The following is a 26,211-nucleotide window of genomic DNA, read 5'->3' as shown; positions in this document are numbered from 1 at the left end:
CGCATTGGAGCATCGGACCTATCCGCGTTCCAATGAAGGAAGCAGGGCGCCGTGTGTCGAACTGGACACGCAAAGTGACGCCTTGAAAGTTTGAATTTGCGCATGATGCCTTCCGAGGACCGCTGTTTTCGGGATCATGCGCAAGGCCAGTCGGGTCGATTGGCCAGACCGGTTTCGAGAGTGCACAGGGCCATTCGAAACCGCCCATGGACGGTCATGGGGCAGGATTGCAGGACGCTCGCCCGGCCAACCGCGCCGGATTTAGCCGAGCTTCCCGTTGTCTTGCCCGTGGCTGCCCGAGAAACGAAGCCAGGGGAAGGGGCATTCGCGCACGGTGAAACGGCGCGGCCCTTTCCGCATATGAAGGACAAGACATGTTCAATCACCACAAAGTCGAAATCGAATGGGGCGGCCGTCCGCTCATCCTCGAAACCGGCAAGATCGCGCGTCAGGCTGACGGCGCGGTGCTCGCCACCTACGGCGAAACCAAGGTTCTCGCCACCGTCGTTTCGATGAAGGAACCGAAGCCCGGCCTCGATTTCTTCCCGCTGACCGTCAACTACCAGGAAAAGACCTATGCCGCCGGCAAGATCCCGGGCGGCTATTTCAAGCGCGAAGGCCGCCCGAGCGAAAAGGAAACGCTGGTCTCCCGCCTCATCGACCGTCCGATCCGGCCGCTCTTTGCCGACGGCTACAAGAACGATACGCAGATCGTCGTCACCGTCGTCCAGCATGATCTCGAAAACGATCCGGACATCCTGTCGATCGTCGCCACCTCGGCAGCGTTGACGCTGTCCGGCGTCCCCTTCATGGGCCCGATCGGCGGCGCGCGCGTCGGTTACATCAATGGCGAATATGTGCTCAATCCGCATGTCGACGAGATGCAGGAGTCCAAACTTGACCTGGTCGTCGCCGGCACCGCCGACGCCGTGCTGATGGTCGAGTCCGAAGCCAAGGAACTCGGCGAGGATCTGATGCTCGGCGCCGTCATGTTCGGCCATCGCGGCTTCCAGCCGGTGATCGACGCGATCATCAAGTTGGCCGAGGTCGCCGCCAAGGATCCTCGCGATTTCACCGCGCCCGACTATTCGGCGCTTGAAGCCGAGATGCTGAAGATCGTCGAAGGCGAACTTCGCGATGCCTACAAGATCACCGACAAGCAGAAGCGCTATGCCGCCGTCGACGCCGTCAAGGCGAAGGTCAAGGCTGCGTTCGCGCCGGCCGAAGGCGAGGAAGCAAAGTACACGTCCGAGCAGGTCGGCACCGTGTTCAAGGAGCTCCAGGCCAAGATCGTGCGCTGGAACATCCTCGATACCGGATCGCGCATCGACGGCCGCGACCTGAAGACGGTTCGCAAGATCGTCTCCGAAGTCGGCGTCCTGCCGCGCACCCATGGCTCGGCGCTGTTCACCCGCGGCGAGACCCAGGCGCTGGTCGTCGCCACGCTCGGCACCGGCGAGGACGAGCAGTATGTCGATTCGCTGACCGGCATGTACAAGGAAAAGTTCCTCCTTCACTACAATTTCCCTCCCTATTCGGTCGGTGAAACCGGCCGTATGGGGTCGCCCGGCCGCCGCGAAATCGGCCATGGCAAGCTGGCCTGGCGCGCGATCCGCCCGATGCTGCCGACATCAGACCAGTTCCCCTACACGCTGCGCGTCGTCTCGGAGATCACCGAGTCCAACGGCTCGTCGTCGATGGCGACCGTCTGCGGCACCTCGCTGGCGCTGATGGATGCCGGCGTGCCGCTGGCGAAGCCCGTCGCCGGCATCGCCATGGGTCTCATCAAGGAAGGCGAGCGCTTCGCTGTGCTCTCCGACATCCTCGGCGACGAGGATCACCTCGGCGATATGGACTTCAAGGTTGCCGGCACCGCCAACGGCATCACCTCGTTGCAGATGGACATCAAGATCGAGGGCATCACCGAGGAGATCATGAAGATCGCGCTGGACCAGGCCAAGGATGGTCGCCAGCACATCCTCGGCGAAATGGGTCATGCGCTCTCCGGCGCGCGTGCCGAACTCGGCGAATTCGCGCCGCGCATCGAGGTCATGCACATCCCGACCGACAAGATCCGCGACGTGATCGGCTCGGGCGGCAAGGTCATCCGCGAGATCGTCGAAAAGACCGGCGCCAAGATCAACATCGAGGACGACGGCACGGTCAAGATCGCTTCGTCCAACGCCAAGGAGATCGAGGCGGCGAAGAAGTGGATCCACACCATCGTCGCCGAGCCGGAAGTCGGCGAGATCTACGAGGGAACGGTCGTCAAGACCGCCGACTTCGGGGCTTTCGTCAATTTCTTCGGTCCGCGTGATGGCCTCGTCCACATCTCGCAGCTCGCCAACGATCGCGTCGCCAAGACCTCCGACGTCGTCAAGGAAGGCGACAAGGTCTGGGTCAAGCTGATGGGCTTCGACGAGCGCGGCAAGGTTCGCCTGTCGATGAAGGTCGTCGACCAGGCCACGGGCAAGGAAATCGCCCGCGAAAAGAAGGCCGAAGGCGAAGAAGACGCCGCCTGAGCGGCCTGATCGCACCATCGAAGCGGGCGCGCCGGAAGGTCGCGCCCGTTTTCATTTTCAAGACAAGCCAGCCGCATTTCGAGACTAAAGAATGTCCGCCGAGCCACTGAAGACACTGTTCCATCCTTTCGAGGCAGAGGCTGTTTCCTTGCCGCGTAAGGGCGAGCGTGTCCTCTTTCTGGGCGCCGAACCCGGTTTTCGCCGGCCCGAAGGCTTCGATGCGGAACTGCATCTGGTGCAAGGCTTCCGGCCGCATTTTCGCGCGCTGCAGGGGGCGGGCTTCACGGTCACGCCGCGGCTGGAGGACGAAGGTTTCGATGCGGCGTTGGTGCTTGCCGGCCGTCATCGCGGACAAAACGAATTGCGCATCACAGAGGCGATGGAGCGTACGACACCAGGCGGACTGATCGTCGTCGCCGGCGCCAAGGATGATGGCATTGCCAGCCTGCGCAAACGCATCGATGAGCTTGTGCCACTCGACGGCCATTTGCCGAAACATCACGGCATCGCCTTCTGGTTCCGTCGGCCAGCCAATGCTGCGGCGGCGGCAGCGCTTCGCGCAGCCAACCCGGGGATTCTGGTGGAGGGCCGTTTCCGCACCGCGCCAGGCATGTTCTCTTTCGACAAGATCGATGCGGGTTCGAAATTGCTGGTGGACAATCTGCCTAACGACCTGCGTGGCAGCGTTGCCGATTTCTGCGCCGGCTGGGGTTATGTGGCGGCCGAGGCCGCCGCAAGCTCGCCCGGCATATCGGCGCTCGATCTCTACGAGGCCGATTTCGATGCGCTGGAGGCGGCGAAAGGCAACATCGGCAACACAGTGGCGGAGCCCGATTTCTTCTGGATCGATCTTTTGAGCGAACCGGTCGAGCGCCGCTATGACGCAATCGTCATGAACCCGCCCTTTCACCGCAGCCGGGCCGCCGAACCGGAGATTGGCGCTGGCATGATCCGCGCAGCGGCGAAGGCGCTGAAACCGGGCGGGCGCCTGTTCATGGTGGCGAATCGCCAGCTTCCCTACGAGTCTGTGCTGGCGGCCGCCTTCTCCAGCCACGCCGAGATCGCTCGCGACGGCATGTTCAAGGTTCTCGCGGCACGCCGCTGAGCCGGTGCGGATTGGCTAGGCGTCGTTCGCGAATCCTATGCCGGTCTGCATGCCGGCAAGACTGCCGACGTTAGCATCCCAAATCACGCGACTTTCCGCCGATTTATCCTACCGGCCGAATTAGTCCCGGCTGGTGTCGGTCTGCTTCAACTCCTCGAGCGTCGGCATCGAAACGATATGGTAGCCGGAATCGACATAGTGGATTTCGCCGGTGACGCCCGACGACAGGTCGGACAGGAGGTAGAGTGCGGAACCACCGACTTCGTCGATGGTCACTGTGCGGCGCAGCGGCGAGTTGCGCTGCTGGTAGGAAAACATGTGGCGTGCGTCGGAAATCCCGGCGCCGGCCAATGTCCGCACCGGTCCCGCCGATATGCCGTTCACCCTGATGCCGCGTGGGCCGTAGTCGTTGGCGAGATAGCGGACGCTGGCTTCCAGCCCGGCCTTGGCGACGCCCATGACATTGTAGTTCGGCATGACGCGGACGGAACCCGCATAGGTCAGCGTGATCATCGAACCTCTGTCCTTCATCAGCGTGGCGGCATGGCGGGCGATCTCGGTGAAGGAATAGCAGGAGATGACCATGGTGCGGACGAAATTGTCGCGGCTGGTGTCGGCGTAGAGGCCCTTGAGCTCGTTCTTGTCGGAAAAGCCGATGGCATGGACGACGAAGTCCAACCCGCCCCAGGCCTCGCCCAAGGTCTCGAAGGTGGCGGCGACCGATGCGCTGTCCTCGACGTCGCAAGGGACGACCAGCGAAGCGCCGAGCTTGTCGGCGAGCGGCTTGACCCGGCGCCCGAAGGCTTCGCCCTGATAGGTGAAGGCGAGTTCCGCCCCATGTTCGGACAGTTTCCGGGCGATGCCCCAGGCGATCGAATGGTCGTTGGCGACACCCATGACAAGCCCGCGCTTGCCCTTCATCAATCCGTCCATGGTCGGCAATCCTTATGCGGAATAGCGCTGGAAAATCAGCGTAGCGTTGGTGCCACCGAAACCGAACGAATTGGACAAAACAGTGTCGATCCTGGCGTCATCGATGCGTTCCCGCACGATCGGCATGCCTTCGAATTCCGGATCGAGCTGCTCGATATGGGCGCTCTCGCCGATGAAGCCGCCTCGCATCATCAGGATCGAGTAGATCGATTCCTGCACGCCGGCCGCACCCAGCGAATGGCCGGTCAGCGATTTCGTCGAAGTGATGAAAGGCATCTTCTCGCCGAACACCTCGCGTATCGCACCCATCTCCTTGGAGTCGCCAACCGGCGTCGAGGTGCCGTGCGTGTTGATGTAGTCGACCGGCGAAGAGACTGTCGCCAACGCTTGTCGCATGCAGCGCACCGCGCCTTCGCCCGAGGGCGCCACCATGTCGTAGCCGTCGGAGGTCGCGCCATAGCCGACGATCTCGGCGTAGATCTTGGCGCCGCGCGCCTTGGCGTGCTCGAGCTCTTCCAGGACCAGCACGCCGGCGCCCCCGGCAATGACGAAGCCGTCGCGATCGACGTCGTAGGCGCGCGAGGCGGCCGATGCCTTGTCGTTGAACTTGGAGGACATGGCGCCCATCGCGTCGAACAGGTCTGACATCGTCCAGTCGAGATCCTCATGACCGCCGGCGAAGACGATGTCCTGCTTGCCCCACTGGATCAGTTCATAGCCATTGCCGATGCAATGCGCCGAGGTCGAGCAGGCCGAAGAGATCGAATAGTTGACGCCGTGGATCTTGAACCAGGTGGCGAGCGTCGCAGAAGCGGTCGACGACATCGCCTTCGGCACCGCGAACGGGCCGATGCGCTTGGGGCTGCCGTTCTTGAGGGTGGTCTCGGCGGCCTCGACGATGGTTCGGGTCGATGGTCCGCCCGATCCCATGACGATGCCGGTGCGCTCATTGGTGATGTCGCTCTCGCCAAGTCCGGCGTCCGCGATCGCCTGGTCCATAGCGACATGGTTCCAGGCCGCACCCTGCGACAGGAAGCGCATGGCGCGACGATCGATCATGGCGGAGGGGTCGAGCGTCGGCGCCCCCCAGACCTGGCAACGGAAGCCGTGTTCGGCGAAGGAATCGGAGAAGCTGATGCCGGATCTGGCGTCGTGGAGCGAGGCCTGCACCTCGTTGGCATTGTTGCCGATCGACGACACGATGCCGAGGCCTGTCACTACGACCCGTCTCATTCGCAACTCCTTCCAGCGCATGAGCCCGAAACCTGTCGGACAAGGATCATGCGCACATTAAGATTCTACAGCTTCCTTTGGACCCGCGGCGCTGTGGCGGCGCCCGGTCAGGCGGCCGATTGCTTGGACAGACCCACCTTGAGGTCCGTTGCTGCGTATATGGGTTCGCCATCCGCCTTCAGCCAGCCATCGGCGATACCAAGCACCAGCCGTCCGCGCATCACGCGCTTGAAGTCCACCCCATACTCCACCTTCTTGACCGACGGGGTCACCATGCCCTTGAACTTGACCTCGCCGGTCGACAGCGCCATTCCCTTGCCGGGCTCGCCCAGCCAGCCGAGGTAGAATCCCGTCAATTGCCACATGGCGTCCAGGCCCAGGCACCCCGGCATGATCGGATTGCCGATGAAATGGCAGGCGAAAAACCACAAGTCCGGCTTGATGTCGAATTCCGCACGGATGAAGCCCTTGTCGAAGGCCCCGCCCGTCTCGCTGATCTCGGTGATACGGTCGAACATCAGCATCGGCGGATAGGGGAGCTGGGCGTTTCCAGGTCCGAACAGCTCGCCGCGGGCGCAGGCAAGCAGTTCCTCGTAGTCGTAGCTGGATTTCGTAACCGCCATCAATCTCGTCCCCGTAATCGTCCCGGGCGGTAGGGCGCCCTTGTCGTTGGTTTCCTAACACAATCTATTTCAGGCCGGAAACCGGCGTTTGCGCTTAACCTGCCCGTCTGCCTGGGTCAATGCGCGCTATTGATCGTATTCGGCCGACAGAATATATGTCGGGGAGTGCCTGGTTTCGGCCGATATTCTTTTTTTGCCATTCTGGGCATATGTTGGGGCGAAACTGTGAGCTTGGACGAATAGATGAATCTGGGCTGCCGGAAGGAAAATGTCGCTGTGGACAAGCGGGTTCGCGAAGCTGGCCTGAGGCCGACGCGTCAGCGCATTGCGCTGGCCGATCTGCTTTTCGCCAAGGGCGACCGCCATCTATCGGCCGAGGAACTGCACGAGGAGGCGATCGCCGCCGGCGTGCCGGTGTCGCTTGCCACCGTCTACAACGCCCTTCACCAGTTCACCCAGGCGGGCCTTCTGCGTATCCTGGCCGTCGAGGGGTCGAAGACCTATTTCGACACCAACACTTCCGATCACCATCATTTCTACATAGAAGGCGAAAACAGAATCTTCGACATCGCCGGCGGTCCTGTCACGGTTTCCAACCTGCCGGAGCCGCCGGAAGGCATGGAGATCGCCAATGTCGATATCGTGGTGAGGCTGCGCCCCAAACGCCGCGATTGACCGGCGCTTCATGAGGCCGCGAGACACCGTCTCGGCCGCTAATGCATGTCGCCCAATCGCATGGCCTCGGTCTTGAACCGAGGGTGCGCAGCGGTTTTGGGATAACCACATGCATGAAAGTCGCGTGAACGCGCGCTTTAGCCGATGATCCCGAGCCGGCAAGAAGGGGTTAGTTTTTGACCCGTTCCCCCGGATAGGCACCCCAGACAAGCGACTGAGCGAGCCAGCCGGTGTGGCCGTCGAAGGTCATTTCGCACCACTGGCCGTCACAGGACTTGATCGCGCCCATGGCGCCTGGCTCGATGAGCGCGATGATGCTGGCATCCTTTTGCGGGTCGTCGAGAAGGTTGATTCGGGCATCCTTGCCGCGCTGCCAAGGCGCCACGATCGCCGTGCGGCGACCTGAAAGCAGCGACTGGTTGATCCAGCCTTCCGAGCCGTCGGCATCGCGCACACGACGCCAGGTGTCGAATTCCTGGATGATTTCCATAGGCAGGCCGGGTTTCATGTACATCCAGTCGACGGAATAGTTGACGCCTGGTCCGACGCGGGAGTTGACGCGGGCCGCCTTCAGGCTGACGAAACGCGGCAGCGGCAGGCCGCTCGGTCCGAGCGTGACGCTCTGGGCAGGTGCTGCCGCACCCTGTGCCGCCGCAAGCGGGGAGTAGAGGAGAGCGCCGAGAAATGCTGCGCTGAGGATCAGGCGGAGCGACGCGAAACCAGACACTTTCATTCCTTTCGGCGCCGGCCTATCGGCCTTGGCGCCCCTTTTTCTTTGTCTTCGACGGAACCTCTTGTTACATGGATAACTGGCACCGCGACCGGCTTCCAGTTTCGCCCGTCTTGGTTAAAGAGGTCTCAACGAGATCGGGTTTGAGGAAACAATGGCAGGCAGAAAAAGGCCCCTCGTCGTCATCACGCGCAAGCTGCCCGACCCGGTCGAGACCCGTATGCGCGAGCTGTTCGATGCCCGGCTGAATGTCGAGGACAGGCCGATGACGCAGCCGGAACTGGTTGCGGCGGTCAAGGAAGCCGATGTTCTGGTGCCGACCATAACCGATCATATCGACGCGGCGCTGATCGCCCAGGCCGGCGACAATCTCAAGCTGATCGCCAATTTCGGCAACGGCGTCGACAAGATCGACGTGGCGGCGGCGGCAAAGCGGGGAATCACCGTCACCAACACGCCGAACGTGCTGACCGAAGATACGGCCGACATGACCATGGCGCTGATGCTGGCGGTGCCGCGGCGGCTGGCTGAGGGCGCCAATGTGCTGACCGGCGACAAGAAATGGGCCGGCTGGTCGCCAACCTGGATGCTCGGCCGGCGTATCTGGGGCAAACGTCTCGGCATTGTCGGCATGGGCCGCATTGGCACCGCTGTCGCCCGGCGGGCCAAGGCTTTTGGCCTGTCGATCCACTATCACAACCGCCATCGCGTGCTGCCGGCGGTCGAGGACGAGCTGGAAGCGACCTACTGGGAAAGCCTCGACCAGATGCTTGCCCGCATGGACATCATTTCGGTCAACTGTCCGTCGACGCCGGCAACCTTCCATCTGCTTTCGGCACGGCGGCTGGCGCTTCTGCAACCGTCCGCTTACATCGTCAACACGGCGCGCGGCGACATCATCGATGAGGACTCCCTGGTCAAGCTGATCCAGGACGGCAAGATCGCCGGCGCCGGCCTTGACGTCTACGAGCATGAGCCGGCGCTGAACTCGAAATTGCTGAAGCTCGCCGCCAAGGGCAAGGTCGTGCTGTTGCCGCATATGGGATCGGCGACGCTGGAAGGCCGCATCGACATGGGCGAGAAGGTGATCATCAACATCCGCGCCTTCTTCGATGGCCACCGCCCGCCGGATCGCGTGCTGCCGCTGCGGACGTGACTTTAGGTTAGTTCATGCTTACACAAGCACTTTGCGCATGGTGATCGACGTCGGACGGTCGTAGCCCTCGTGTGCCGTCCGTTCCGTTTCGCGGAAGCCGAGGCGGGCAAAGGCTGCATGGTTTCCGGTCAGTTCGACCCGCGTCTGGAGCTCGATTGCAGGCTTGCGGCGGCTGCGGGCGAGATCCTCGACCGCATGCATCAGCTGCCTGCCAATGCCCTGCCCTTGAAAGTCCCGATCGACCGCGAGCTTTCCGACATAGAAATCGTTGGTCCGCTCCAGGACAAAAACGCAGCCGACGGTCCTGCCGTCCTTTTTCGCCGCAAAGCCCGTTTCCTGCCGGGCTTTGTCATGGAGATTTTCGACGGTGAGCCGATGCGCCGAGGATGGCGGATCGATAACGCCGTCCATCGAGGCGAAGGCGCGCATGATCAGCGCCAGCACCTCGTCCCAACGGTCGAAATCGGCCGGGAATTGTGCAACGGAGACCAGGCTGACCAAGATCTAGTTTCTCTTGTAGCGGATCGTATCGAAGCGCGCGGCCAGCGCATCGTAAAGCAGCAGCCGGCCGACCAGCGGCTCGCCGATACCGGCGATCAGCTTGATAGCCTCCATCGCCTGCAGCGTGCCGACGACCCCTGTCAGCACGCCGAGCACGCCGGCCACAGCGCAGGACGGTACCAGCCCGGGCGGCGGTGGTTCCGGAAAAAGATCGCGATAGCTTGGATTCGGCCTGCCGTCCGTGCCGGCCTCGAACGGTTTCAGCACCGTCACCGAGCCGTCGAAACGGCCAACGGCGGCATGCACCAGCGGTCGCTTTTCCGCGGCGCAGGCGTCGGCCACCGCAAAGCGTGTTTCGAAATTGTCGGAGCCGTCGACGACGATGTCGTAGCGGGCGACGAGGGCAGGGGCGTTGTCAGCCGTCAGCCTGAGATTGTGCAACTCCACGGCGACATTCGGATTGATGCAGGCGATCGCCGCTTTGGCGCTGTCGGTTTTCGCCATGCCGACGGTCTCGGTGCCGTGGATCACCTGTCTTTGCAGGTTCGACAGCGAGACACTATCGTCATCGACGACGCCGAGCGTGCCGACACCGGCGGCGGCGAGATATTCGAGTACTGGCGCCCCCAGCCCGCCGGCACCGATGACAAGGACCCGAGCACGCTTTAATTTCTGTTGGCCGGCGCCGCCGATTTCGGGCAGCACGATATGGCGGGCGTAGCGTTCGAGTTCTTCGTCGGTGAGGGCGGTCATGGCCGAACCTTACAGCGGCGCAAAAATCTTGTCAGGGGTCAATGCAGGCTGCCCAAAAGCCTGCCCTCGGGCTTGACCCGACGGTGCGCAGCGGTTTTGGGATAACGATATGCATAAAGTTTCAAATGGTTGGCCCAACCGTGCCGTGATCGACGGTCAGGAACTGCGCGCGTCCCTTGAGACTGGAAAATAGCGCCGCATCAGTTCCGGTCATGAAAGTCTGGCAGTTCAGCTCTTCCAGGATCGAGAACAGTGCGGCACGCCGGCCGCTGTCGAGATGGGCGGCGATCTCGTCGAGCAGCAGGATCGGCGTCATGCCCGACATCTCGCCGGTCAGCCGGGCATGCGACAGGACCATGCCCACCAGCAGCGCCTTCTGCTCGCCGGTCGAACAGAGCTCGGCCGGCATCGCCTTGGGCCGGTGCCGCACCACGAGATCCGAACGGTGCGGGCCGTCGAGCGTGCGCCCGGCGGCCCGGTCGCGATCACGGCCTTCGGCTAGGGCGCGGCGGAACCGCTCCTCGACATCGACGGCCGCGGCGGTACCGACCTCGCTTTCCAAGGCGCCCGACAGGCCGATGTCGGCCTGCGGAAACGGACTGGCGCTTGGCAGCCTGTCGATCATGGCGGCGAGCAGGCGTACCAGTTCGGCCCGCGCCGCGGCAATCGCCACGCCGGTTTCGGCCATTTGCGTCTCGATCGCATCGAACCAGCCGCCGTCACGAGAGCCTTCGGCGAGCAGCCGATTGCGGCCGCGCATCGCTTTCTCGTAGTCGAGCGCGCGCTGGCCGTGACCGGGATCGATCGCCAGAACCAGCCGGTCGAGAAAGCGCCGGCGGTCTGCGGCAGGCCCGGTGAACAATGCATCCATCGCCGGCGTCAGCCAGACGACGCGCAGCCATTCCAGCATGTCCTCCGCCGAGCGCGCCGCCGCACCATTGATCCGCACCCGCCGGCCGCCCTCGCCGGCGGCGTCGCCGCCTGTAATCCCGGTGCCAATCTCGACTGGGCCATCCGGCCCATCGAGCCTGGCATGGAGGGCAAAGCCGCCGTCGCCGCCTTCACGCGCCACGTCGGCATAGGGTGCGCGGCGCAGGCCGCGCCCCGGTGTCAGCAGGGAAATCGCTTCCAGCAAATTGGTTTTGCCGGCGCCATTGTCGCCGGAAAAAACCACCGCGCCAGGGGCGAGGTCGATCGACAATTTTGCGTAATTGCGGAAATCCGTAAGAGACAGCTTACTTATATGAGTCTGCTGGCCGTGCTCAGACTGCTTCGCAACTCCGGTCATGACAGCAAGATGGCCTCGTTCGGGCTTATACCCGCATCGGCATCAGCACATAGAGCGTGGTTTCGTCGGTCATGTCGTGGATCAGCGTTGGCGAACCGGCATCAGCAAGCATGAATCTAGCCTCCGTGCCGGTCAACTGGGCGGCGACGTCGAGCAGATATTTGGCGTTGAAGCCGATCTCGATCGGGTCGGACGAATAGTCCGCGGCCAGTTCCTCGGTGGCGCTGCCCGAATCCGGATTGTTGACCGCAAGCGTGACCTGGCCATCTCCAATCGAAAGCTTCACCGCGCGGCCGCGTTCGGAGGAAATGGTCGAGACGCGGTCGACGGCGGCGGCGAAACTCTGGCGGTCGATGATCAGCCTCTTGTCGTTGCCGGTGGGGATGACCCGCTGATAGTCCGGGAAGGTGCCGTCGATCAGCTTCGATGTCAAAACGACGCTGCCGATGGTGAAGCGGATCTTGGTGTCGGACAATTCGGTGGTCACGGCGACGTCCGGGTCGTCGACAAGCTTTTGCAGCTCGCTGACCGTCTTGCGCGGAATGATGATGCCCGGCATGCCTTCGGACCCTGCCGGTGCGTCGATCTCGGCGCGCGCCAGCCGATGGCCGTCGGTCGCAACCGAGCGCAGCTTCAGCTTGCCGTCGGCGTCATGCGTGTGCAGATAGATGCCGTTCAGGTAGTAGCGCGTCTCTTCGGTGGAGATGGCGAATTGGGTCTTCTCGATCAGGCCCTTCAGCGCAACCGAATCGAGCCGGAAGATATGCGAGAACGATCCGGCCGAAAGCTCCGGGAAATCGGATTGCGGCAGGCATTGGAGACGGAAACTCGAGCGCCCGGAGGTCACCGTCATGGCATTGCCGTCATCGTCGGTCTTCAGCATGACCTCCGCGCCGTCGGCGAGCTTGCGCACGATATCGTAGAGCAAATGCGCGGGAACCGTCGTCGCCCCGCCGCGCTCGACCTTGGCCGGCGTGGCTTCGGTCACCTCCAGATCGAGGTCGGTCGCCTTCATCTCGAGAGTGGCGCCCTCGGCGCTTAGCAGCACGTTCGACAGGATCGGTATGGTGTTGCGCCGCTCGACCACGCGATGAACGTGGTTCAGCGACTTCAGGAGATTTGACCGTTCCAGGATAACACGCATGACGAAACAGGCTCGCTTGAATGAATGAGCGGGTCTCCGGCAAGCGGCGCCCCGCGAAAGGTCTGAACAGGCTCAGAATCTGCATAAACTGATAGGAAAAACCCTGCAAGCGCAAGTCCGCGCCACCGGTTCGGGTCGGTTACGCGGGCTTTCTGGGGATAAAGCTGGAGAAGCCCGCAAGCCAATGCTTGTCGCCCAAAAGTGCGCAGCGGTTCTGGGACAGCGACATGGATGAAAACGAAGATTTCAAGCGCGTCGCATGAGCTATCCAAACGCGACGCGCTTTCATTTTTCTGGCCGGTCAGGCCTGATCGTTGATCAGTCTTCTGAGCAATTCGAGTTCCTGCGCCAGCGTGTTGTCGACGCCCGAAAGATCCTCGATCTTGCGCACGGCATGCAGCACAGTCGTATGGTCGCGGCCACCGAAACGCCGCCCGATCTCCGGCAGGGAGCGCGGCGTCATCACCTTCGACAGGTACATGGCGACCTGCCGCGGCTTGACGATGGTGCGCGTGCGCCGGTTGGACAGAAGTTCTGTTTTCGACACATTGTAATGGCGCGCGACGATGCGCTGGATGTCCTCGATGCGCACCCGCTTCGGCTCGCCCGAACGATAGATGTGGCCAAGGATCTCGTCGATGCGGTCAATGGTGATCTGCGGTTCGAACGACTGGCGGAAGAGGAGCTGGTTGAACGCGCCTTCGAGTTCACGCCCGCTGCCGGTCACCGTGCGGGCGACGTGGTTGAGTATCTCCTCCGAGATGTCCAGCGATGTATCGTCGGCCTTGGCGGTGGCAAGGCGCAGCTTGAGCATGCCGATGCGCATGGCGAAATCCGGCGCCGACATTTCGAGCGCGACACCGCCGTTGAGGCGCGAGCGGACGCGGGGCTCCAGCGATTCCAGTTCCGACGGCGGCCGGTCGGCGGCGACCACCACCTGCTTGGCGCTGTCGAGCAGCATGTTGATCAGATGGCAGAATTCATGCTGGATCGACTTGCCTTGCAGGAACTGCATGTCGTCGATGATGAGCAGGTCGATGTCGCGCAGCTGTTCCTTCAGCGTCAGCGCATTGTTGTCGCGGATCGCGGTGGCGAACCGCCACATGAAATATTCGGCCGTGAGATAGACGACGCGCGACTTCGGGTTCTGCTTCAGCGACTCTGCCGCGATCGCCTGCAACAGGTGCGTCTTGCCCAGTCCCACCGTCGCGTGAAGAAAGAGCGGGTTGAAGCGCACCGCGCTCGACTGCGATTCCGCCACCGCCTTGGCGGCGGCGAAGGCCACCCGGTTCGACGGTCCCTCGATGAAGGAGCCGAACGTGTAGCGCGGGTCAAGCGGCGAACCGAGCACATTATGCCTGAACTCGGTCTCCGCCGGCATTCCCGGGCGAGGTGCCGGTACCCGCTCCACCCTGCCGGGGCCTGCTGTGCCCGCAGCCAGCGCCGTTTGCGCCTGCCTGGTCATCTTGCGCGCCGGGGCCACTTCGGGTTCGACGCTGTTGCGCCCCGGACGGGTAGCGGTGCGCACGACGATCTCGACCTTGAGTATTTCGGGATCCTCGTGTTTCCACAACTCGGCGATGAGGTCGAGATAGTGACCGTTGATCCACGAGCGCAGGAAGGCGGTGGGTACCGAGATGCGGACAATGCCACGGGACGCCTCGGCGACCTTCATGCGTCCGAACCAGCTCGAATAGACCTCGGTTCCCAGACGCGCCTTCAACTGGGCTTTGACCCGGTCGAACTTCTGTTCCGCGTCGCTGGAAGCCAATATAGCGTCCCCTCCGGTTAAGGTTCCAGGAAATGGGAGGTCGCCCGTAAGCTCCCTTTCGATGCCGCTCTGCATGACCGAGTTCCTTGTCCTTTTGTACCTGTTTTCCGCCGGGAATGCGCCTCCTGCATCCATGTTTCCGGCGACCGTGTCTTCGCTACGACACCATCGCCACCGCCGGCAGATGATGTCACCTCGTTGTCGAGAACCGGCGCCGGCTCCTCGGAGCCAGCCCGTTTGGGTCATGTCAAAGCAATACAATTCCGTCCGGCGAAAACGCCGGTGCGTCATTGACCTGCCATTTACAGTTACGCCAATCCCCTACCGTATCGAAAGGCAAACCAAACCCGCCGCGGATATGATCCACGTCGTGAATTCCGCCAATTTGAGCTGGCCGATTCAGGCTGGGTTAAGGGCCAAAGGCCCGTCCCTCTCGATAGACCGACATTAGCGAAATCGTTGTGGATAGGGCAAGGCCACGACTAACGGATTTTTAAGGAATGTGGTTACTCCAGACTGGTTCGGAGCGGGCGTATTTTGACAAAGCCATTGTGATTCAAACCCTTTTCCGGCGAATGTGAAAAAGGCCACACCGCGCGAAATTTTCTGAAATATTTTTCTTGACAGCCACTTGTCCCCCATCCCTTACGCACGATGTGAACAAGTTGTGGATGACCATCTATAAATTGTTGAAAAATAAAGGAAATTTTTGACAGTTGATGTTTTCGCCATGGGGGCTTTCAGTGGCGGCGAACGTTAGCGGGCATGTATATGCCGGCAAAGCATTTCGGACTTTGAAATCCATGCAGAGTGTCGTTCGCGGGCTTTCTTTTTAAGTACTTGCCGGCAAACGAAAAAACCCGGCGGTAGCGGCCGGGTTTGAAGAAGACCAGTTCAGGGGAAGGGATATTAGGCCGATAGCACCTTGAGTCGCTGGGCCAGGCGCGACACCTTCCGGGACGCCGTGTTCTTATGGATCACGCCCTTGGTCGCGGCGCGCATCAACTCCGGCTCCGCCACCTTGAAAGCAGCCTGCGCGGCAGCCTTGTCGCCCGAGGCGAGCGCCTCTTCAACCTGGCGGATATAGGTCCGCACGCGCGAGCGGCGATTCTTGTTGATCGCCGTACGGCGGGCGATCTTGCGCGTTGCCTTTTTGGCCGAGGAGGTATTGGCCATGATGCCTCTCTTCTGATCTGGTGGGCGCTTGCGGGATGCCGCAGGGCGCAAAAAACAAACGGGCAGCCACAGGGCCGCCTCGGTTGGTGCGGCTTATAGTTCAGCTTTTCCGGCGCGTCAACGCTGCTTCGGCTTCTTTTTGACTGCTGCTGTCGCTCGCTTCCGGCCGCCGCCATCACGATCTACCGGTTCGTGAAATTCGGCTTCCGCTTCTCGGCAAAGGCCGCCATGCCTTCCTTCTGGTCGTCGAGCGCAAAAAGCGAGTGAAACAGCCGACGCTCGAACCGCAGCCCCTCGGCCAGTGTCGTTTCATAGGCGCGGTTGACGGCCTCTTTCGCCATCATCACCGACGGCAGCGAAAAATCGGCTATCCTGGCCGCCGCCTTCAGCGCTTCCTCGAGCAACTCGCCGGCAGGCACGACGCGCGACACCAGGCCGGAACGCTCGGCCTCTGCGGCATCCATCATCCGCCCGGTCAGGCACATGTCCATCGCTTTCGACTTGCCGACGAAGCGGGTCAGGCGCTGCGATCCGCCCATGCCCGGCATGACGCCGAGCGTGATCTCGGGCTGACCGAACTTGGCGTTGTCGGCGGCGATGATGAAATCGCACATCATCGCCAGTTCGCAGCCGCCGCCGAGCGCATAGCCGGCCACCGCCGCGATGACAGGCTTGCGCGTCCGGGTGAACTCTTCCCAGCCGACAAAGAAATCCTGGACATAGGCGTCGACAAAGGAGATCGCCTGCATCTGCTTGATGTCCGCGCCAGCCGCGAAGGCTTTTTCGGAGCCGGTGATGACCATCGCGCCGATGCCGGCATCCGCGCAGAAGCCGTTCACGGCCGCGACCACTTCCGCCAGGACCTGCGAGTTCAGCGCGTTGAGCGCCTTCGGCCGGTTCAGCGTGATCAGCCCTACCTTGCCGCGGGTCTCCACGATGATCGTTTCGTAGGCCATGACTGTATCTCCTCGCTCGGTCATCTGCTTGCACCCGGCACCTGGCTCATACCTGGCCAACTAACTTACAACTGGCAGGTCCGGCAATAGAATGTGGAACGCCCGCTCTGCACGATGCGCTCTATCTGGCCGCCGCAGCCGGGCCTGGAGCAGGGTTCGCCCTCGCGATCATAGACCGCGAAGGAATGCTGGAAATAACCCAGGGACCCGTCGGTCTGCATATAGTCGCGCAGCGACGATCCGCCGGCGGCGATCGCATCGGCGATCACCGAGCGGATTGCTTCGGCCAACGCGTCGCGCTGCTGCTTGGCCTTCTTTCCAGGTTTTGCGACAGTGCCCGCCTCGCGCAACGGCGACAAGCCGGCCCGCCACAGGGCCTCCGACACATAGATATTGCCGAGCCCGGCGATCAGCCGCTGGTCGAGAAGTGCTGCCTTCAGCGGCGACTTCCGGCCTTTCAACAGCGAGGCGAGCAGCCCGCCGTCCAACGTGTTGCCTGTCGGCTCGACGCCCAGTCCTGCCAGCATCGGATGCGTGTCGGGCGCCCCTTCCGAAAACAGCATGAAGCCGAAACGGCGCGGGTCGTTGAAGATCACGCGGCAACGGGCGCCTTCGGGGGAGAGGACATGGAAGACGACATGATCGTGTACCGCATTTTTCGATCGCTCGTGATAAAACGCGCCCAACACTTCGCTGTTATCGGCCATTTCGCTGCCATCGGACGCGTCGATGCGGAACGACCCCGACATGCCGAGATGGCAGATCAGCACCGGACCGCCTTCCAGGTGCATCGTCAGGTATTTTGCCCGGCGACCGAGCGCCGTGATCGTCTTGCCGGTCAGCCTCTCCAAGAATCTTTCGGGGAACGGAAAACGCAGGTCGGGCCGGCGTGCCTCGACGCGGGCGATGCGGGCGCCTTCCAGGATCGGCTGCAGGCCGCGCCGGACCGTTTCGACCTCGGGCAACTCAGGCATGGCCGCCTATCGTTGCATAGAAGGAAGTGCCGTGGCGACCGCGCGCCAGCCCAAGGTGTTCGGCGACGGTTTCACCGATGTCGGCGAACGTCGCACGGAGCCCGATATCGCCGCCCAACCCCGGTCCCGTGCCGATCACCGGAATGCGTTCGCGCGTATGATCGGTGCCGCGCCAGGTCGGATCGTTGCCATGGTCGGCAGTGAGGATGAGTAGATCGCCCTGCCTCAGCTGCGCAAGCGCCTCCGGCAGCCGCCAGTCGAAAGCCTCCAGCGCGGCGGCATAGCCGGCAACGTCGCGCCGGTGGCCGAACTCGGTGTCGAAATCGACGAAATTGGCGAAGACGAGATCGCCGTCGCTCGCGTCGCTCATAGCACCCAATGCCTTGTCGAACATCGCCATGTTGCCGGCGGCCTTGCGGACCTCCGAAATGCCGCGATGGGCGAAGATATCGCCGATCTTGCCGACCGCGATGACCCGGCTGCCGCGCGTCGTCAGCCGGTCCAGCAGGGTCGGCTCCGGCGGCGGCACCGAATAGTCCCGGCGATTGTGCGTCCGTTCGAAGCTGGCGGTGGTCTCCCCAATGAAAGGCCGCGCGATCACCCGTCCGATATTAAGCGGATCGACCAGCCTGCGCACCACCTTGCAGAATTCGTAGAGCCGTTCCAGGCCGAAGTGAACTTCATGCGCCGCGATCTGCAGGACGGAGTCGACCGAAGTGTAGCAGATCGGCTTGCCGGTGCGGATATGCTCCTCGCCGAACCGCTCGATGATCTCGGTACCCGGGGCATGGCAATTGCCGAGAATGCCCGGCACCCCCCCTTCGCGCATGATCGCTTCGGTCAGTTCGGCCGGAAAGGCGGGAACCGTGTCCGGGAAATAGCCCCACTCGAAGCGGACTGGCAGGGCGGCGATTTCCCAATGGCCCGATGGCGTGTCCTTGCCGCTCGAAATCTCCTGCGCCGCGCCATGGAAGGCGGAGGCGAGCAGGGCCCCGGCGCCGTCGCCGAAGCTTAATCCCGTCGCGGTTTTCGCCGCGTGGCCCAAACCGAGCGAGAGCATGTTGGGTACGAAGAGCGGCCCTTTGCGCAGTCCCACACGATCCGCGCGCCCTTCCGCGCAGGCTTTGAGGATGTGTCCGAACGTGTTGGAACCGGCGTCGCCATAGCGCTCGGCGTCGGCCGCGCCGCCGATGCCGAAAGAATCGAGAACGAAAAGGAAGGCGCGCGCCATTTGCAGGGATTCATTATTATTGTCTGTCTGCCAAGACATAGGGATCTGCGCCGCCATTGGCAATTCGGAACCAGGCGGCTTGGCGCGATGGTTGAGATGTGGCGAACGCCTGCATATGCACGGATCGACAAAGAAGGGATGGGATTCCCATGGCGCGTGCCTTGAAGGCCTCTGCAGCCGTCATGGTGATATTGGGCGCATCCTGGTCAAACCCGGTGCGCGCCGATTGGCGGGATGACATAGGCACGTTTCGTGTCGGCATCGTCGCCGAGCCCGGCGCCGGCGGCACCGTTCCGGGTCTGGCGCTGTTGACGGATGCCTACACCAAGGCGCTCGGCATGAAGGTGGAGTTTGTCGTTGCCGGCGATTACGCGGCGCTGATCGAGGCGCAGGCCGATGCCCGTGTCGACTATGCGGTCTATTCGGCGATCGCCTACGCCACCGCATCCGAACGCTGCGACTGCGTAGAGCCTCTTGTGGCGCCTGTCGATTCCGACGGCGCGATCGGCGTACGCTCCGTTTTGCTGACGCGGGACGGCAAGGTTCCCGATCTGGCCGCGATGGAAGCATATCGGGTGGCCATGGCGCCTGCGGACAGCGTCGGCTCTCTCTTGCCGCGTGCCGGGCTGGCCGCCGAAGGCGTCAAGATCGCTGAGAACGCGTCATTTCTGACGCACGCCAGTTCGGCTGTCGCGGCTGAAACGATGCTGGTCGACGGCGAGGCCGATGCCATGTTCGGCTGGGTGCCGGCGGCGGCCGATGGCCAGCCGGATGTTCCAGGCGGCACGGTGGCCAGGCTGGAAGCCGCGGGGCTTTCGAAAGCAGCGCTTCAAATCGTGTGGACGTCCGGCCTGCTGCGATATGGACCCCATGCCGTCCGCAGCGACCTCGACCCCGAGGCCAAGCGTCGGCTCACCGTGTTCCTCGTCAATCTCAGATCGATATCGCCAGATGTCTACGATCTTCTGGAATCGAAACATTCCGGCGGTTTCGCGGTTGCCGGCCCGAAGGATTACGCGATGGCCGTGGCCATCGTGCGCCTGGTGTCGGGCAACGGCCGATAGCAATGGCGATCGGAGAAGGGCGCGGTTGTCAGCAGGTGCCGCAAGGAATCGTCGGGCTCCTGCGGGGCCTGAGATAATAGGTTTCGCCCATCGAAATCGTGTCGAAGGCCGAAGTCAATCCAAGCCGCTTCTCACTGTCCGCCGACCAGGTGATGATCGGCTTGTATGCGAGATTGCCTTCGACGCGAATGAGAAAGGTGCCCTTGATCTTGAGCGCCGGTGGAACCGTGGTGACGGAGTTCTTGGCGGCGCCGACGCTGAAAGCACCACCGGCCATCTTGCGTGACCACACGACCAGCACCTTCGGCGTCGTTTCGTTGGTGACCTCTATCGCGGTGATGGTGATTTCCGGGTTCGATCGATTGTAGGGCTGAAGGGTGGAGTTGCCGATCTGCATCATCGCATCGAGTTCGGCCGCCTCGACGGTCTGCCGCTGCGTGACGAGATCCGCCACCATGCTGCCGACGCGGCTGACCTTCTTGCTGGTCTCGATGGCTTGCGAGGCTTCCATGGTCATGAAGTACATGATCAGCAGCACAGGCACGATGAAGGCAAACTCAACAGCCGCTACACCTCGGCGATCGCGGCAGAACCGGATTGCTTTCGTGCAAATCCCGGCGATTTTCTTATGTGCCCCCGCACGCCCCATACCCTTGTCCCTTCCCACCCACGCGACGGTAGGTTTTCAGTTGTCGAATGGCTCGTTCTGCCAGGTTACCGATGTGAAATGCAGCGTGTTGCCGTCTTTCAGATTGGCCATCGACTTGGCCATGAAATCGGTCATGACAGGCCATTTGTAAAAAACCCGCAGCATGTTTATTGATTCAGCCAATCCTGGGGATACCGTAAAAGTCGCGGGGTTCGTGCCCGTCAGCACGATTTCGCGATCTTGTATCTTGAAGCCCGCCTTGGCTGCATCGGCGAAGGTCGGATATTCGCGCAGATCCACCTCCAGTCCGGGGCAGTCCTTGGCGACCATGATCTCCAGCCGGTTGCAGATCATGTCCTTCAGCGCCGCCTCGGTCATGTCGGTCCTTCTTATCTGGCCCGTCCGCAGTTGGCGCGCGACATCGTCGGTGATGTTGGCCATCACCTCCTGCCCGGCAAACGAAATGCAGCTCTCCAGGATGGCAAAGACGAGAAGCGCGAACGGCACCGCAAGCATCGCGAATTCCAAAGCCGTGCTGCCGCGCCGGTCGCCAAGGAACCGCGCGGAAAGGCTTGCTCGTCCTGCTTTGCTCATGTCCCGTCTACCGATCCTGAAGAGGTGTCGGAGGAACTATTAGCGGGAACCCATTGAAGTGCAGTTTGGATGATCTTTAAATTCGACGGGAAGATTTTAACCGGCGGATAACCGAAGCGGCATTGTGGCGAGCAAGACAGCCCGGTCGCCTACCGGCCGGCGCTCATCTCGGCTTCGGAGGTCTTCTCCGCATCGCTCTTATACGAGCTCTCGCAATACGGCGTGCAGGACATGGTCTGTATTTCGGCACGTCGATAGATGCGCACCGACGATGCGTCCTGCCGCACGACCGTGATCTGCTCGTCGATGATCGGCTGGCCCTCCTGATCGAGGACGACGAGGTTGGTGACGCCAAAGCCCTTGCCTGTCAGCACGATCGTCGAAGCATCCTGCACGGATGCGTCGGCGATTGCCGGATTGCCGACGACGATCGTGTCGGCGGCGCGCGATAATTTGACGATCTTCGCCTGGTTCATCGTGACCTCGATGCCGGCGCCAGCCTTGGCCGGCGCGACGAAGGCTGCGGCGGCAAGAAGCGCGGCAATCGGAAATGACGATCTCGGCCCGGTCATCGAAACGCTCCACGGCGGCAAACTGCTCAACGGAACATGAACGAGATTGGTGAACCAACGGTTAAGCGGATGGGATCGATGATGATATAGGGACCGGCATCGTGGTCGCCTGGAGCGGGCCACCACGTTTCTCGAATCGCCAAATTGCGCTTTTCGCGGCCTTAGACATGCCTGTCGGGCTTCTGGGCGTCACTTAGTTTACGGTTAACCACGCAATGCATTCGAAGCGGGAAAGGAATCGGTAAGGCTGTTTATTAAGCCGATCGAAAGAGCTTCCCGATAGATTGGCAGCATCCGATCAGCCGCCAAGAGAAGTTGACGGAATTGCTGTAACACGTGGAGTAGGAGCTCTCGAATGTCTAATCTCATTGCACGTTTTGTGAAGGACGAATCCGGCGCGACCGCCATCGAATATGGTCTGATCGCCGCCCTCATCGCACTCGCCATCATGGTCGGCGCCGGCGCGCTGGGCAATAGCCTCAATAGCAAGTTCTCCAACATTGCCACTACCCTCAATAACGCCGGTCCGACGCCCGCCGCCACCCCGTAATAGACAACGACGTTCAGTTGTTCTTCCGGAAAAGGGCCGCCGCGCTGGCGGCCCTTTTCCAATCGTACCCCCGCGATTTGAAATTTCAGCCTCATCAATCGTTAATCGGACATGCCTAGGCTGGGACCAGCTACAGTTCGACCGCAGGTGCCGCGCCCATGCTTGAAGCCCTGATCTTCGTCGTCTTTCCGTTCTGCATGCTTTTTGCTGCGATCTCCGACATGCTGTCGATGACCATCGCCAATCGCGTGCCGATGCTGCTTGTGGCTGTCTTCGCCCTGGTCGCGCCGTTGACGGGCATGGACTGGGCAACCTACGGCTGGCATTTCGCCGCCGGCGGCCTGGTTCTCGCCGTGACCTTCGGTCTGTTCGCGCTCGGCGGTATGGGAGGCGGCGACGCCAAATTGCTGGCCGCCACCGCCATCTGGATGGGACTCAATGTCCATCTCATTCAATATCTCGTGGTCTCGACATTCATCGGCGGCCTGCTGACGCTCGCCATTCTCGTCTATCGGAAATCGCCGCTTGCAGCCATTACAAGCCACAATCCGTTCTTGCGCCACTTCGCCGATGAGACGACCGGCGTTCCCTATGGCATCGCGCTTGGCATTGGCGGATTGCTCACCTTTCCGAATTCGCCGTTGATGGCGTGGGCACTCGCAAGGCTGGCCGCCTAATTCCGGCCGCCACCCCTTCCCTCGTCAGACCAGCCTTCCGCGCTTGAATTTGCGGTGCAAAAAGCAGGCGGCGTGGCCGCCTTTTCTATACGCCGGCGGGATCGCTCCAATTTATGTAAACCTTAAATTAATCACGATCGTAAGTATTAAATTAACCTTGTTTTGACGATTGCCGCTGCAAGGTCCGGCTTGGCTAGGTGGTTTGCCAAGGCGAGGTTCGGACAAAATGCCAGCATCCCGACTGATCATTCTGAGCGTGGCGGTGGCCGCGGCGGGTGGCGCAGGATACGTTGCTAAGAATATGGTGGCGACTCCGCCGCCGCAGATCGTCGATTCCGGGCCCCAGGCGCCGGCAATCGCGCTGCAGGACGTGCTTGTCCTGTCCGGCGACGTTCCGATGGGCAGTCCGCTCGAGAACAACATCAGATGGCAGTCGTGGCCGGCCGACGGCATCAACGCGAATTTCATCACCCGCGCCGCGGAACCCGAAGCGCTGGAGAAGCTGAAAGGCGGCGTCGCCCGTATGGCGATGTATGCCGGTGAGCCGCTACGGCGCTCCAAGCTGATCGGCGAGGGACAGAGCTTCATGTCGTCGATCCTGCCCTCCGGCATGCGGGCTGTCGCCACAGCTGTATCGGCCGACACTTCGGCCGGCGGCTTTATTCTTCCCAACGATTTCGTCGACGTCATCATGACCCGCAGATCCGATGCCGGGAGCGGCGGCAGCGGCTTTACGACCGAAACCATCCTCAAGAACATCCGCGTCCTGGCGATCGACCAGACCATCCAGGAGGACGAGGAAGGCAAGAGGACCAGGGTCGGCCAAACCGCTACGCTGGAACTGACACCCCAGCAGGCGGAGATCATCACCGTCGCCCAGCAAATGGCCGATCGCCTGACATTGGCGCTGCGGTCGATCAGCGACACCCAGGAGGAGAATCTGACCGAGGCCGACTATCTCGTTTCCGGCAATGGGCGGCGCGGAACGGTGCGATTGATCAAGTCGGGCGAAGTTTCCGAAGTGGGGGCAAGGCAATGAGGCTAAACGCTAGACTGCCGGCCACCTTGGCTGCGACAATCGGCCTTTTTCTCCTTGGAACGAATGCGCATGGCCTGATCGAGGCGAATGCGGCAGGCAAGAATGCCGAGGTGTCGGCCTCGACTGCCACCCAGCGCGTCAAGCTCGGTCTCAACAAATCGGTGGTCATCGATCTGCCGAGCGATGCCTATGATATCCTTGTCGCCAACCCGGCGGTCGCCGATGCGGTGACCCGCACCGCCAGGCGCATCTATCTGTTCGGCAAGTCGGTGGGCGACACCAACATCTTCGTCTTCGGCCCCAATGGCGAACAGATCGTCAGCCTGGATCTGGCGGTCGAACGCGACGTCGCCGGATTGGAAGACTATATCAGACGCTTCATCCCGTCATCGACCATCAAGGTCGAATTGCTGAACGACAACGTCGTGCTGACCGGAACGGTGGACACCCCTTTGGATGCCAAGCGCGCGGTCGATCTGGCGACCATCTTCGTGTCCGGCGGTGAGGCGACCACGGGACAATATTCGCAGACCGCCTCGGGCGGCTCGGCCGAAGCGGGTGTCGACATCGACAATCCGGATTCCGAGCGTCGCGTCAGCCAGATAGTCAACCTGCTGCAGATCATCGGCGACGACCAGGTGACGCTGAAGGTGACGGTCGCGGAAGTCAGTCGCTCGGTGATGAAGCAGCTCGGCGTCAACATGATTGGCGACGGCAGCAGCAACGGCATCAGCTGGAGCGCGATCAGCGACAATTTCACAGGCTTGGGTAAGCCGCTGTCGAACTCAGGCCTCAGCATCGGCACCTCGACGCTGCAGGCGTACATCAACGCCATGGAACAGTCCGGTGTCATGAAAACGCTGGCCGAGCCCACGCTGACCGCCGTGTCCGGCGAGAAGGCAACCTTCAAGGTCGGCGGTGAATACAATTTGGTAAGCGGCGTGACGTCGAACGTGTCCGACGATAACCAGACCGGCCAGAGGACCTATACGGTAGAGACGATCGAATACGGCATCGGCCTGGAATTCCAGCCGGTGGTGCTGTCTCCCGGCCGTATCAGCTTGAAGGTCAGGACCTCGGTTTCCGAGCCGACGACCGAGGGATCCGTGTCTTTTTCCAACGGCGTGACAAGCCCTGGTATGAACGCCTTGTCGCTCCGCAAACGGTTGGCCGACACGACAGTGGAACTGCCTTCCGGCGGCTCAATGATGATCGCCGGCCTTGTCCGCGACGATCTCAGGCAAGCCGTCAACGGCTTGCCCGGGCTGACCAAGATACCGGTGCTCGGCACGCTGTTCCGCAGCAGGGACTTCGTCCGCAACGAGACCGAGCTGATCATCATCATCACGCCCTACCTGGTGAAGCCGGTGGCGCGCAACGCGCTTGCCAAGCCGGATGACAATTTCAACGCCGCCAGCGATGGCGCCGGCATCTTCCTTGGCCGCGTCAATCGCGTCTACGGCACCATGCAGACCGATAAGCCCAACGGCCGCTATCACGGCGTTGTCGGCTTCATCTACAAGTAAACGGGGAAGCGACATGTCGCAGTCAGCGTTGAAGGCAAGCACGATCACCCCAGCGATGCCATCCGTCCGCTCGCGGATCTCCCGCCCGGCCATTCCGGTCCTGGTGGTTGCGGTCGCGGCATTGCTGGCGGGCTGCGCCAAGCGGGACAGCATCACGGTCGGCGCTGTTCCGGACGACTATCGCACCAACCATCCGATCGTGATCGCCGAAAAAAACGAGAAGATCGATCTTCCGGTGGGTGCCGGCGATCGCGGCATGACCCGATTTCAGCGCGAGACGCTTCTGGGCTTCCTGGACGGGTATGACAAGAGCGCCGCTCCGGCCCTGACGATCTCGATCCCGAGCGGTTCGGCCAACGAGATCGCCGCGACTTCGGCCGGTCGCGATTTTGCCAGGCTGGCGATTGCCAGCGGCATCAGCCGGAACCGGATCGTCATGACCACCTACCAGTCGGCTTCGGCCGAAGCATCCGCGCCGATCCGCGTCGCCTATGTTTCGGTGAAGGCCCAGACCGACAGATGCGGGCGCTGGCCCGAAGATCTGCTTCAGACGTCGGAAAACAAGCATTATGCCGATTTCGGCTGCTCTTATCAGAACAACCTTGCCGCCCAGATGGCCAATCCGGCCGATCTGATCGGGCCGCGCAAGCAATCCGACATCGACGCGGAAAATCGAGGCGAGGTGATCGACGTCTACCGCCAGAGAGGCATTTCGGACGAGTTCCTCGGCAATTCGGAAGTGGATTATTGAGCTTGAGCCGCGCAATTC

26 protein-coding genes are annotated in these 26,211 nt (G+C 62.0%); 10 read left to right on the top strand and 16 right to left on the bottom strand.

What is annotated here, in order from left to right:
- Window positions 1–374 precede the first annotated feature (374 nt).
- Window positions 375–2,522 (top strand): polyribonucleotide nucleotidyltransferase, encoded by a 2,148-nt coding sequence (pnp, locus tag AC0NID_RS02410; protein WP_473450486.1) that lies wholly within the window; start codon window positions 375–377, stop codon window positions 2,520–2,522.
- 91 nt (window positions 2,523–2,613) lie between these two features.
- Window positions 2,614–3,627, top strand: a complete 1,014-nt coding sequence (locus AC0NID_RS02405; protein ID WP_473450484.1) for a class I SAM-dependent methyltransferase — start codon at window positions 2,614–2,616, stop codon at window positions 3,625–3,627.
- 120 nt (window positions 3,628–3,747) lie between these two features.
- On the opposite strand, the gene fabI is transcribed toward AC0NID_RS02405, so the two are convergent.
- The 3 genes from fabI to fabA form a co-directional block, all read right to left on the bottom strand.
- The gene (gene fabI / locus AC0NID_RS02400; RefSeq protein ID WP_473450482.1) at window positions 3,748–4,560 is read right to left on the bottom strand and encodes an enoyl-ACP reductase FabI; all 813 of its coding nucleotides are present in this window, start codon (window positions 4,558–4,560) and stop codon (window positions 3,748–3,750) included.
- A 12-nt stretch (window positions 4,561–4,572) separates the two neighbouring features.
- Complete coding sequence (fabB, locus tag AC0NID_RS02395; RefSeq protein WP_473450480.1) at window positions 4,573–5,793, bottom strand: beta-ketoacyl-ACP synthase I; 1,221 nt, start codon at window positions 5,791–5,793, stop codon at window positions 4,573–4,575.
- A 107-nt stretch (window positions 5,794–5,900) separates the two neighbouring features.
- Entirely contained in the window at window positions 5,901–6,416 is a 516-nt protein-coding gene (fabA, locus tag AC0NID_RS02390; protein WP_473450478.1) for a 3-hydroxyacyl-[acyl-carrier-protein] dehydratase FabA, read from the bottom strand.
- Window positions 6,417–6,659: 243 nt separating this feature from the next.
- Between fabA and irrA the strand changes: the two genes are divergently transcribed.
- Window positions 6,660–7,091, top strand: a complete 432-nt coding sequence (gene irrA, locus AC0NID_RS02385; protein ID WP_473450476.1) for an iron response transcriptional regulator IrrA — start codon at window positions 6,660–6,662, stop codon at window positions 7,089–7,091.
- A 169-nt stretch (window positions 7,092–7,260) separates the two neighbouring features.
- Here the strand turns inward: irrA and AC0NID_RS02380 are convergent, their stop codons facing one another.
- The gene (locus AC0NID_RS02380) at window positions 7,261–7,818 is read right to left on the bottom strand and encodes an SH3 domain-containing protein (RefSeq protein WP_473450474.1); all 558 of its coding nucleotides are present in this window, start codon (window positions 7,816–7,818) and stop codon (window positions 7,261–7,263) included.
- A gap of 157 nt (window positions 7,819–7,975) precedes the next feature.
- Here AC0NID_RS02380 and AC0NID_RS02375 point away from each other — a divergent pair, with 157 nt between their 5' ends.
- Complete coding sequence (locus AC0NID_RS02375) at window positions 7,976–8,977, top strand: 2-hydroxyacid dehydrogenase (protein WP_126037676.1); 1,002 nt, start codon at window positions 7,976–7,978, stop codon at window positions 8,975–8,977.
- Window positions 8,978–8,995: 18 nt separating this feature from the next.
- On the opposite strand, the gene AC0NID_RS02370 is transcribed toward AC0NID_RS02375, so the two are convergent.
- The 9 genes from AC0NID_RS02370 to AC0NID_RS02330 all read right to left on the bottom strand — a co-directional run bounded on the left by AC0NID_RS02370 (window position 8,996) and on the right by AC0NID_RS02330 (window position 18,771).
- Window positions 8,996–9,478 carry a GNAT family N-acetyltransferase gene (locus tag AC0NID_RS02370; protein ID WP_473450472.1) on the bottom strand — a complete coding sequence of 161 codons (483 nt, stop codon included), beginning with the start codon at window positions 9,476–9,478 and terminating at the stop codon, window positions 8,996–8,998.
- A gap of 3 nt (window positions 9,479–9,481) precedes the next feature.
- Window positions 9,482–10,231 (bottom strand): molybdopterin-synthase adenylyltransferase MoeB, encoded by a 750-nt coding sequence (locus AC0NID_RS02365; RefSeq protein ID WP_473450470.1) that lies wholly within the window; start codon window positions 10,229–10,231, stop codon window positions 9,482–9,484.
- Between the two features lie 121 nt (window positions 10,232–10,352).
- Window positions 10,353–11,519, bottom strand: coding sequence for a DNA replication/repair protein RecF (gene recF / locus AC0NID_RS02360; RefSeq protein ID WP_473450468.1), 1,167 nt, complete (start codon window positions 11,517–11,519; stop codon window positions 10,353–10,355).
- Between the two features lie 25 nt (window positions 11,520–11,544).
- Window positions 11,545–12,663 (bottom strand): DNA polymerase III subunit beta, encoded by a 1,119-nt coding sequence (dnaN, locus tag AC0NID_RS02355; RefSeq protein ID WP_473450466.1) that lies wholly within the window; start codon window positions 12,661–12,663, stop codon window positions 11,545–11,547.
- Window positions 12,664–12,964: 301 nt separating this feature from the next.
- Window positions 12,965–14,437: a chromosomal replication initiator protein DnaA gene (gene dnaA, locus AC0NID_RS02350; RefSeq protein ID WP_473451470.1), complete on the bottom strand. Its 1,473-nt coding sequence runs from the start codon at window positions 14,435–14,437 to the stop codon at window positions 12,965–12,967.
- A gap of 906 nt (window positions 14,438–15,343) precedes the next feature.
- The gene (gene rpsT, locus AC0NID_RS02345) at window positions 15,344–15,610 is read right to left on the bottom strand and encodes a 30S ribosomal protein S20 (protein WP_473450464.1); all 267 of its coding nucleotides are present in this window, start codon (window positions 15,608–15,610) and stop codon (window positions 15,344–15,346) included.
- A gap of 182 nt (window positions 15,611–15,792) precedes the next feature.
- The gene (locus AC0NID_RS02340; RefSeq protein ID WP_473450462.1) at window positions 15,793–16,566 is read right to left on the bottom strand and encodes an enoyl-CoA hydratase; all 774 of its coding nucleotides are present in this window, start codon (window positions 16,564–16,566) and stop codon (window positions 15,793–15,795) included.
- Window positions 16,567–16,631: 65 nt separating this feature from the next.
- The gene (gene mutM / locus AC0NID_RS02335) at window positions 16,632–17,540 is read right to left on the bottom strand and encodes a bifunctional DNA-formamidopyrimidine glycosylase/DNA-(apurinic or apyrimidinic site) lyase (protein WP_473450460.1); all 909 of its coding nucleotides are present in this window, start codon (window positions 17,538–17,540) and stop codon (window positions 16,632–16,634) included.
- A complete protein-coding gene (locus AC0NID_RS02330; protein WP_473450458.1) occupies window positions 17,533–18,771 on the bottom strand; it encodes a phosphopentomutase in 1,239 nt (412 codons plus the stop codon). Before AC0NID_RS02330 ends, mutM begins: the two co-directional genes overlap by 8 nt.
- A 149-nt stretch (window positions 18,772–18,920) precedes the next feature.
- On the opposite strand from AC0NID_RS02330, the gene AC0NID_RS02325 reads away from it, so the two are divergent.
- Complete coding sequence (locus AC0NID_RS02325; RefSeq protein WP_473450456.1) at window positions 18,921–19,835, top strand: phosphate/phosphite/phosphonate ABC transporter substrate-binding protein; 915 nt, start codon at window positions 18,921–18,923, stop codon at window positions 19,833–19,835.
- 28 nt (window positions 19,836–19,863) lie between these two features.
- Here AC0NID_RS02325 and AC0NID_RS02320 read toward each other — a convergent pair whose 3' ends face one another.
- The 3 genes from AC0NID_RS02320 to AC0NID_RS02310 all read right to left on the bottom strand — a co-directional run bounded on the left by AC0NID_RS02320 (window position 19,864) and on the right by AC0NID_RS02310 (window position 21,650).
- Entirely contained in the window at window positions 19,864–20,484 is a 621-nt protein-coding gene (locus tag AC0NID_RS02320; protein ID WP_473450454.1) for a TadE/TadG family type IV pilus assembly protein, read from the bottom strand.
- A 36-nt stretch (window positions 20,485–20,520) separates the two neighbouring features.
- Window positions 20,521–21,078 (bottom strand): TadE/TadG family type IV pilus assembly protein, encoded by a 558-nt coding sequence (locus tag AC0NID_RS02315; RefSeq protein WP_473450451.1) that lies wholly within the window; start codon window positions 21,076–21,078, stop codon window positions 20,521–20,523.
- Between the two features lie 149 nt (window positions 21,079–21,227).
- Window positions 21,228–21,650 (bottom strand): pilus assembly protein N-terminal domain-containing protein, encoded by a 423-nt coding sequence (locus tag AC0NID_RS02310; RefSeq protein ID WP_473450449.1) that lies wholly within the window; start codon window positions 21,648–21,650, stop codon window positions 21,228–21,230.
- A gap of 355 nt (window positions 21,651–22,005) precedes the next feature.
- Here AC0NID_RS02310 and AC0NID_RS02305 point away from each other — a divergent pair, with 355 nt between their 5' ends.
- The 5 genes from AC0NID_RS02305 (at window position 22,006) to AC0NID_RS02285 (ending at window position 26,193) form a co-directional block, all read left to right on the top strand.
- On the top strand, window positions 22,006–22,200 hold the full coding sequence (locus AC0NID_RS02305) for a Flp family type IVb pilin (protein WP_473450447.1): 195 nt from the start codon (window positions 22,006–22,008) through the stop codon (window positions 22,198–22,200).
- A 158-nt stretch (window positions 22,201–22,358) separates the two neighbouring features.
- On the top strand, window positions 22,359–22,877 hold the full coding sequence (locus AC0NID_RS02300; RefSeq protein ID WP_473450445.1) for an A24 family peptidase: 519 nt from the start codon (window positions 22,359–22,361) through the stop codon (window positions 22,875–22,877).
- Between the two features lie 226 nt (window positions 22,878–23,103).
- Window positions 23,104–23,916, top strand: coding sequence for a Flp pilus assembly protein CpaB (cpaB, locus tag AC0NID_RS02295; RefSeq protein ID WP_473450443.1), 813 nt, complete (start codon window positions 23,104–23,106; stop codon window positions 23,914–23,916).
- Window positions 23,913–25,442 (top strand): type II and III secretion system protein family protein, encoded by a 1,530-nt coding sequence (locus AC0NID_RS02290; protein WP_473450441.1) that lies wholly within the window; start codon window positions 23,913–23,915, stop codon window positions 25,440–25,442. Before cpaB ends, AC0NID_RS02290 begins: the two co-directional genes overlap by 4 nt.
- A gap of 13 nt (window positions 25,443–25,455) precedes the next feature.
- Entirely contained in the window at window positions 25,456–26,193 is a 738-nt protein-coding gene (locus AC0NID_RS02285; protein ID WP_473450439.1) for a CpaD family pilus assembly protein, read from the top strand.
- The last annotated feature ends 18 nt before the right edge of the window (window positions 26,194–26,211 follow it).

Source organism: Mesorhizobium sp. WSM4821, assembly GCF_055901555.1.
The sequence above is the reverse complement of the archived record's forward strand: the minus strand, read 5'-3'. Positions and strand labels throughout refer to the sequence as shown.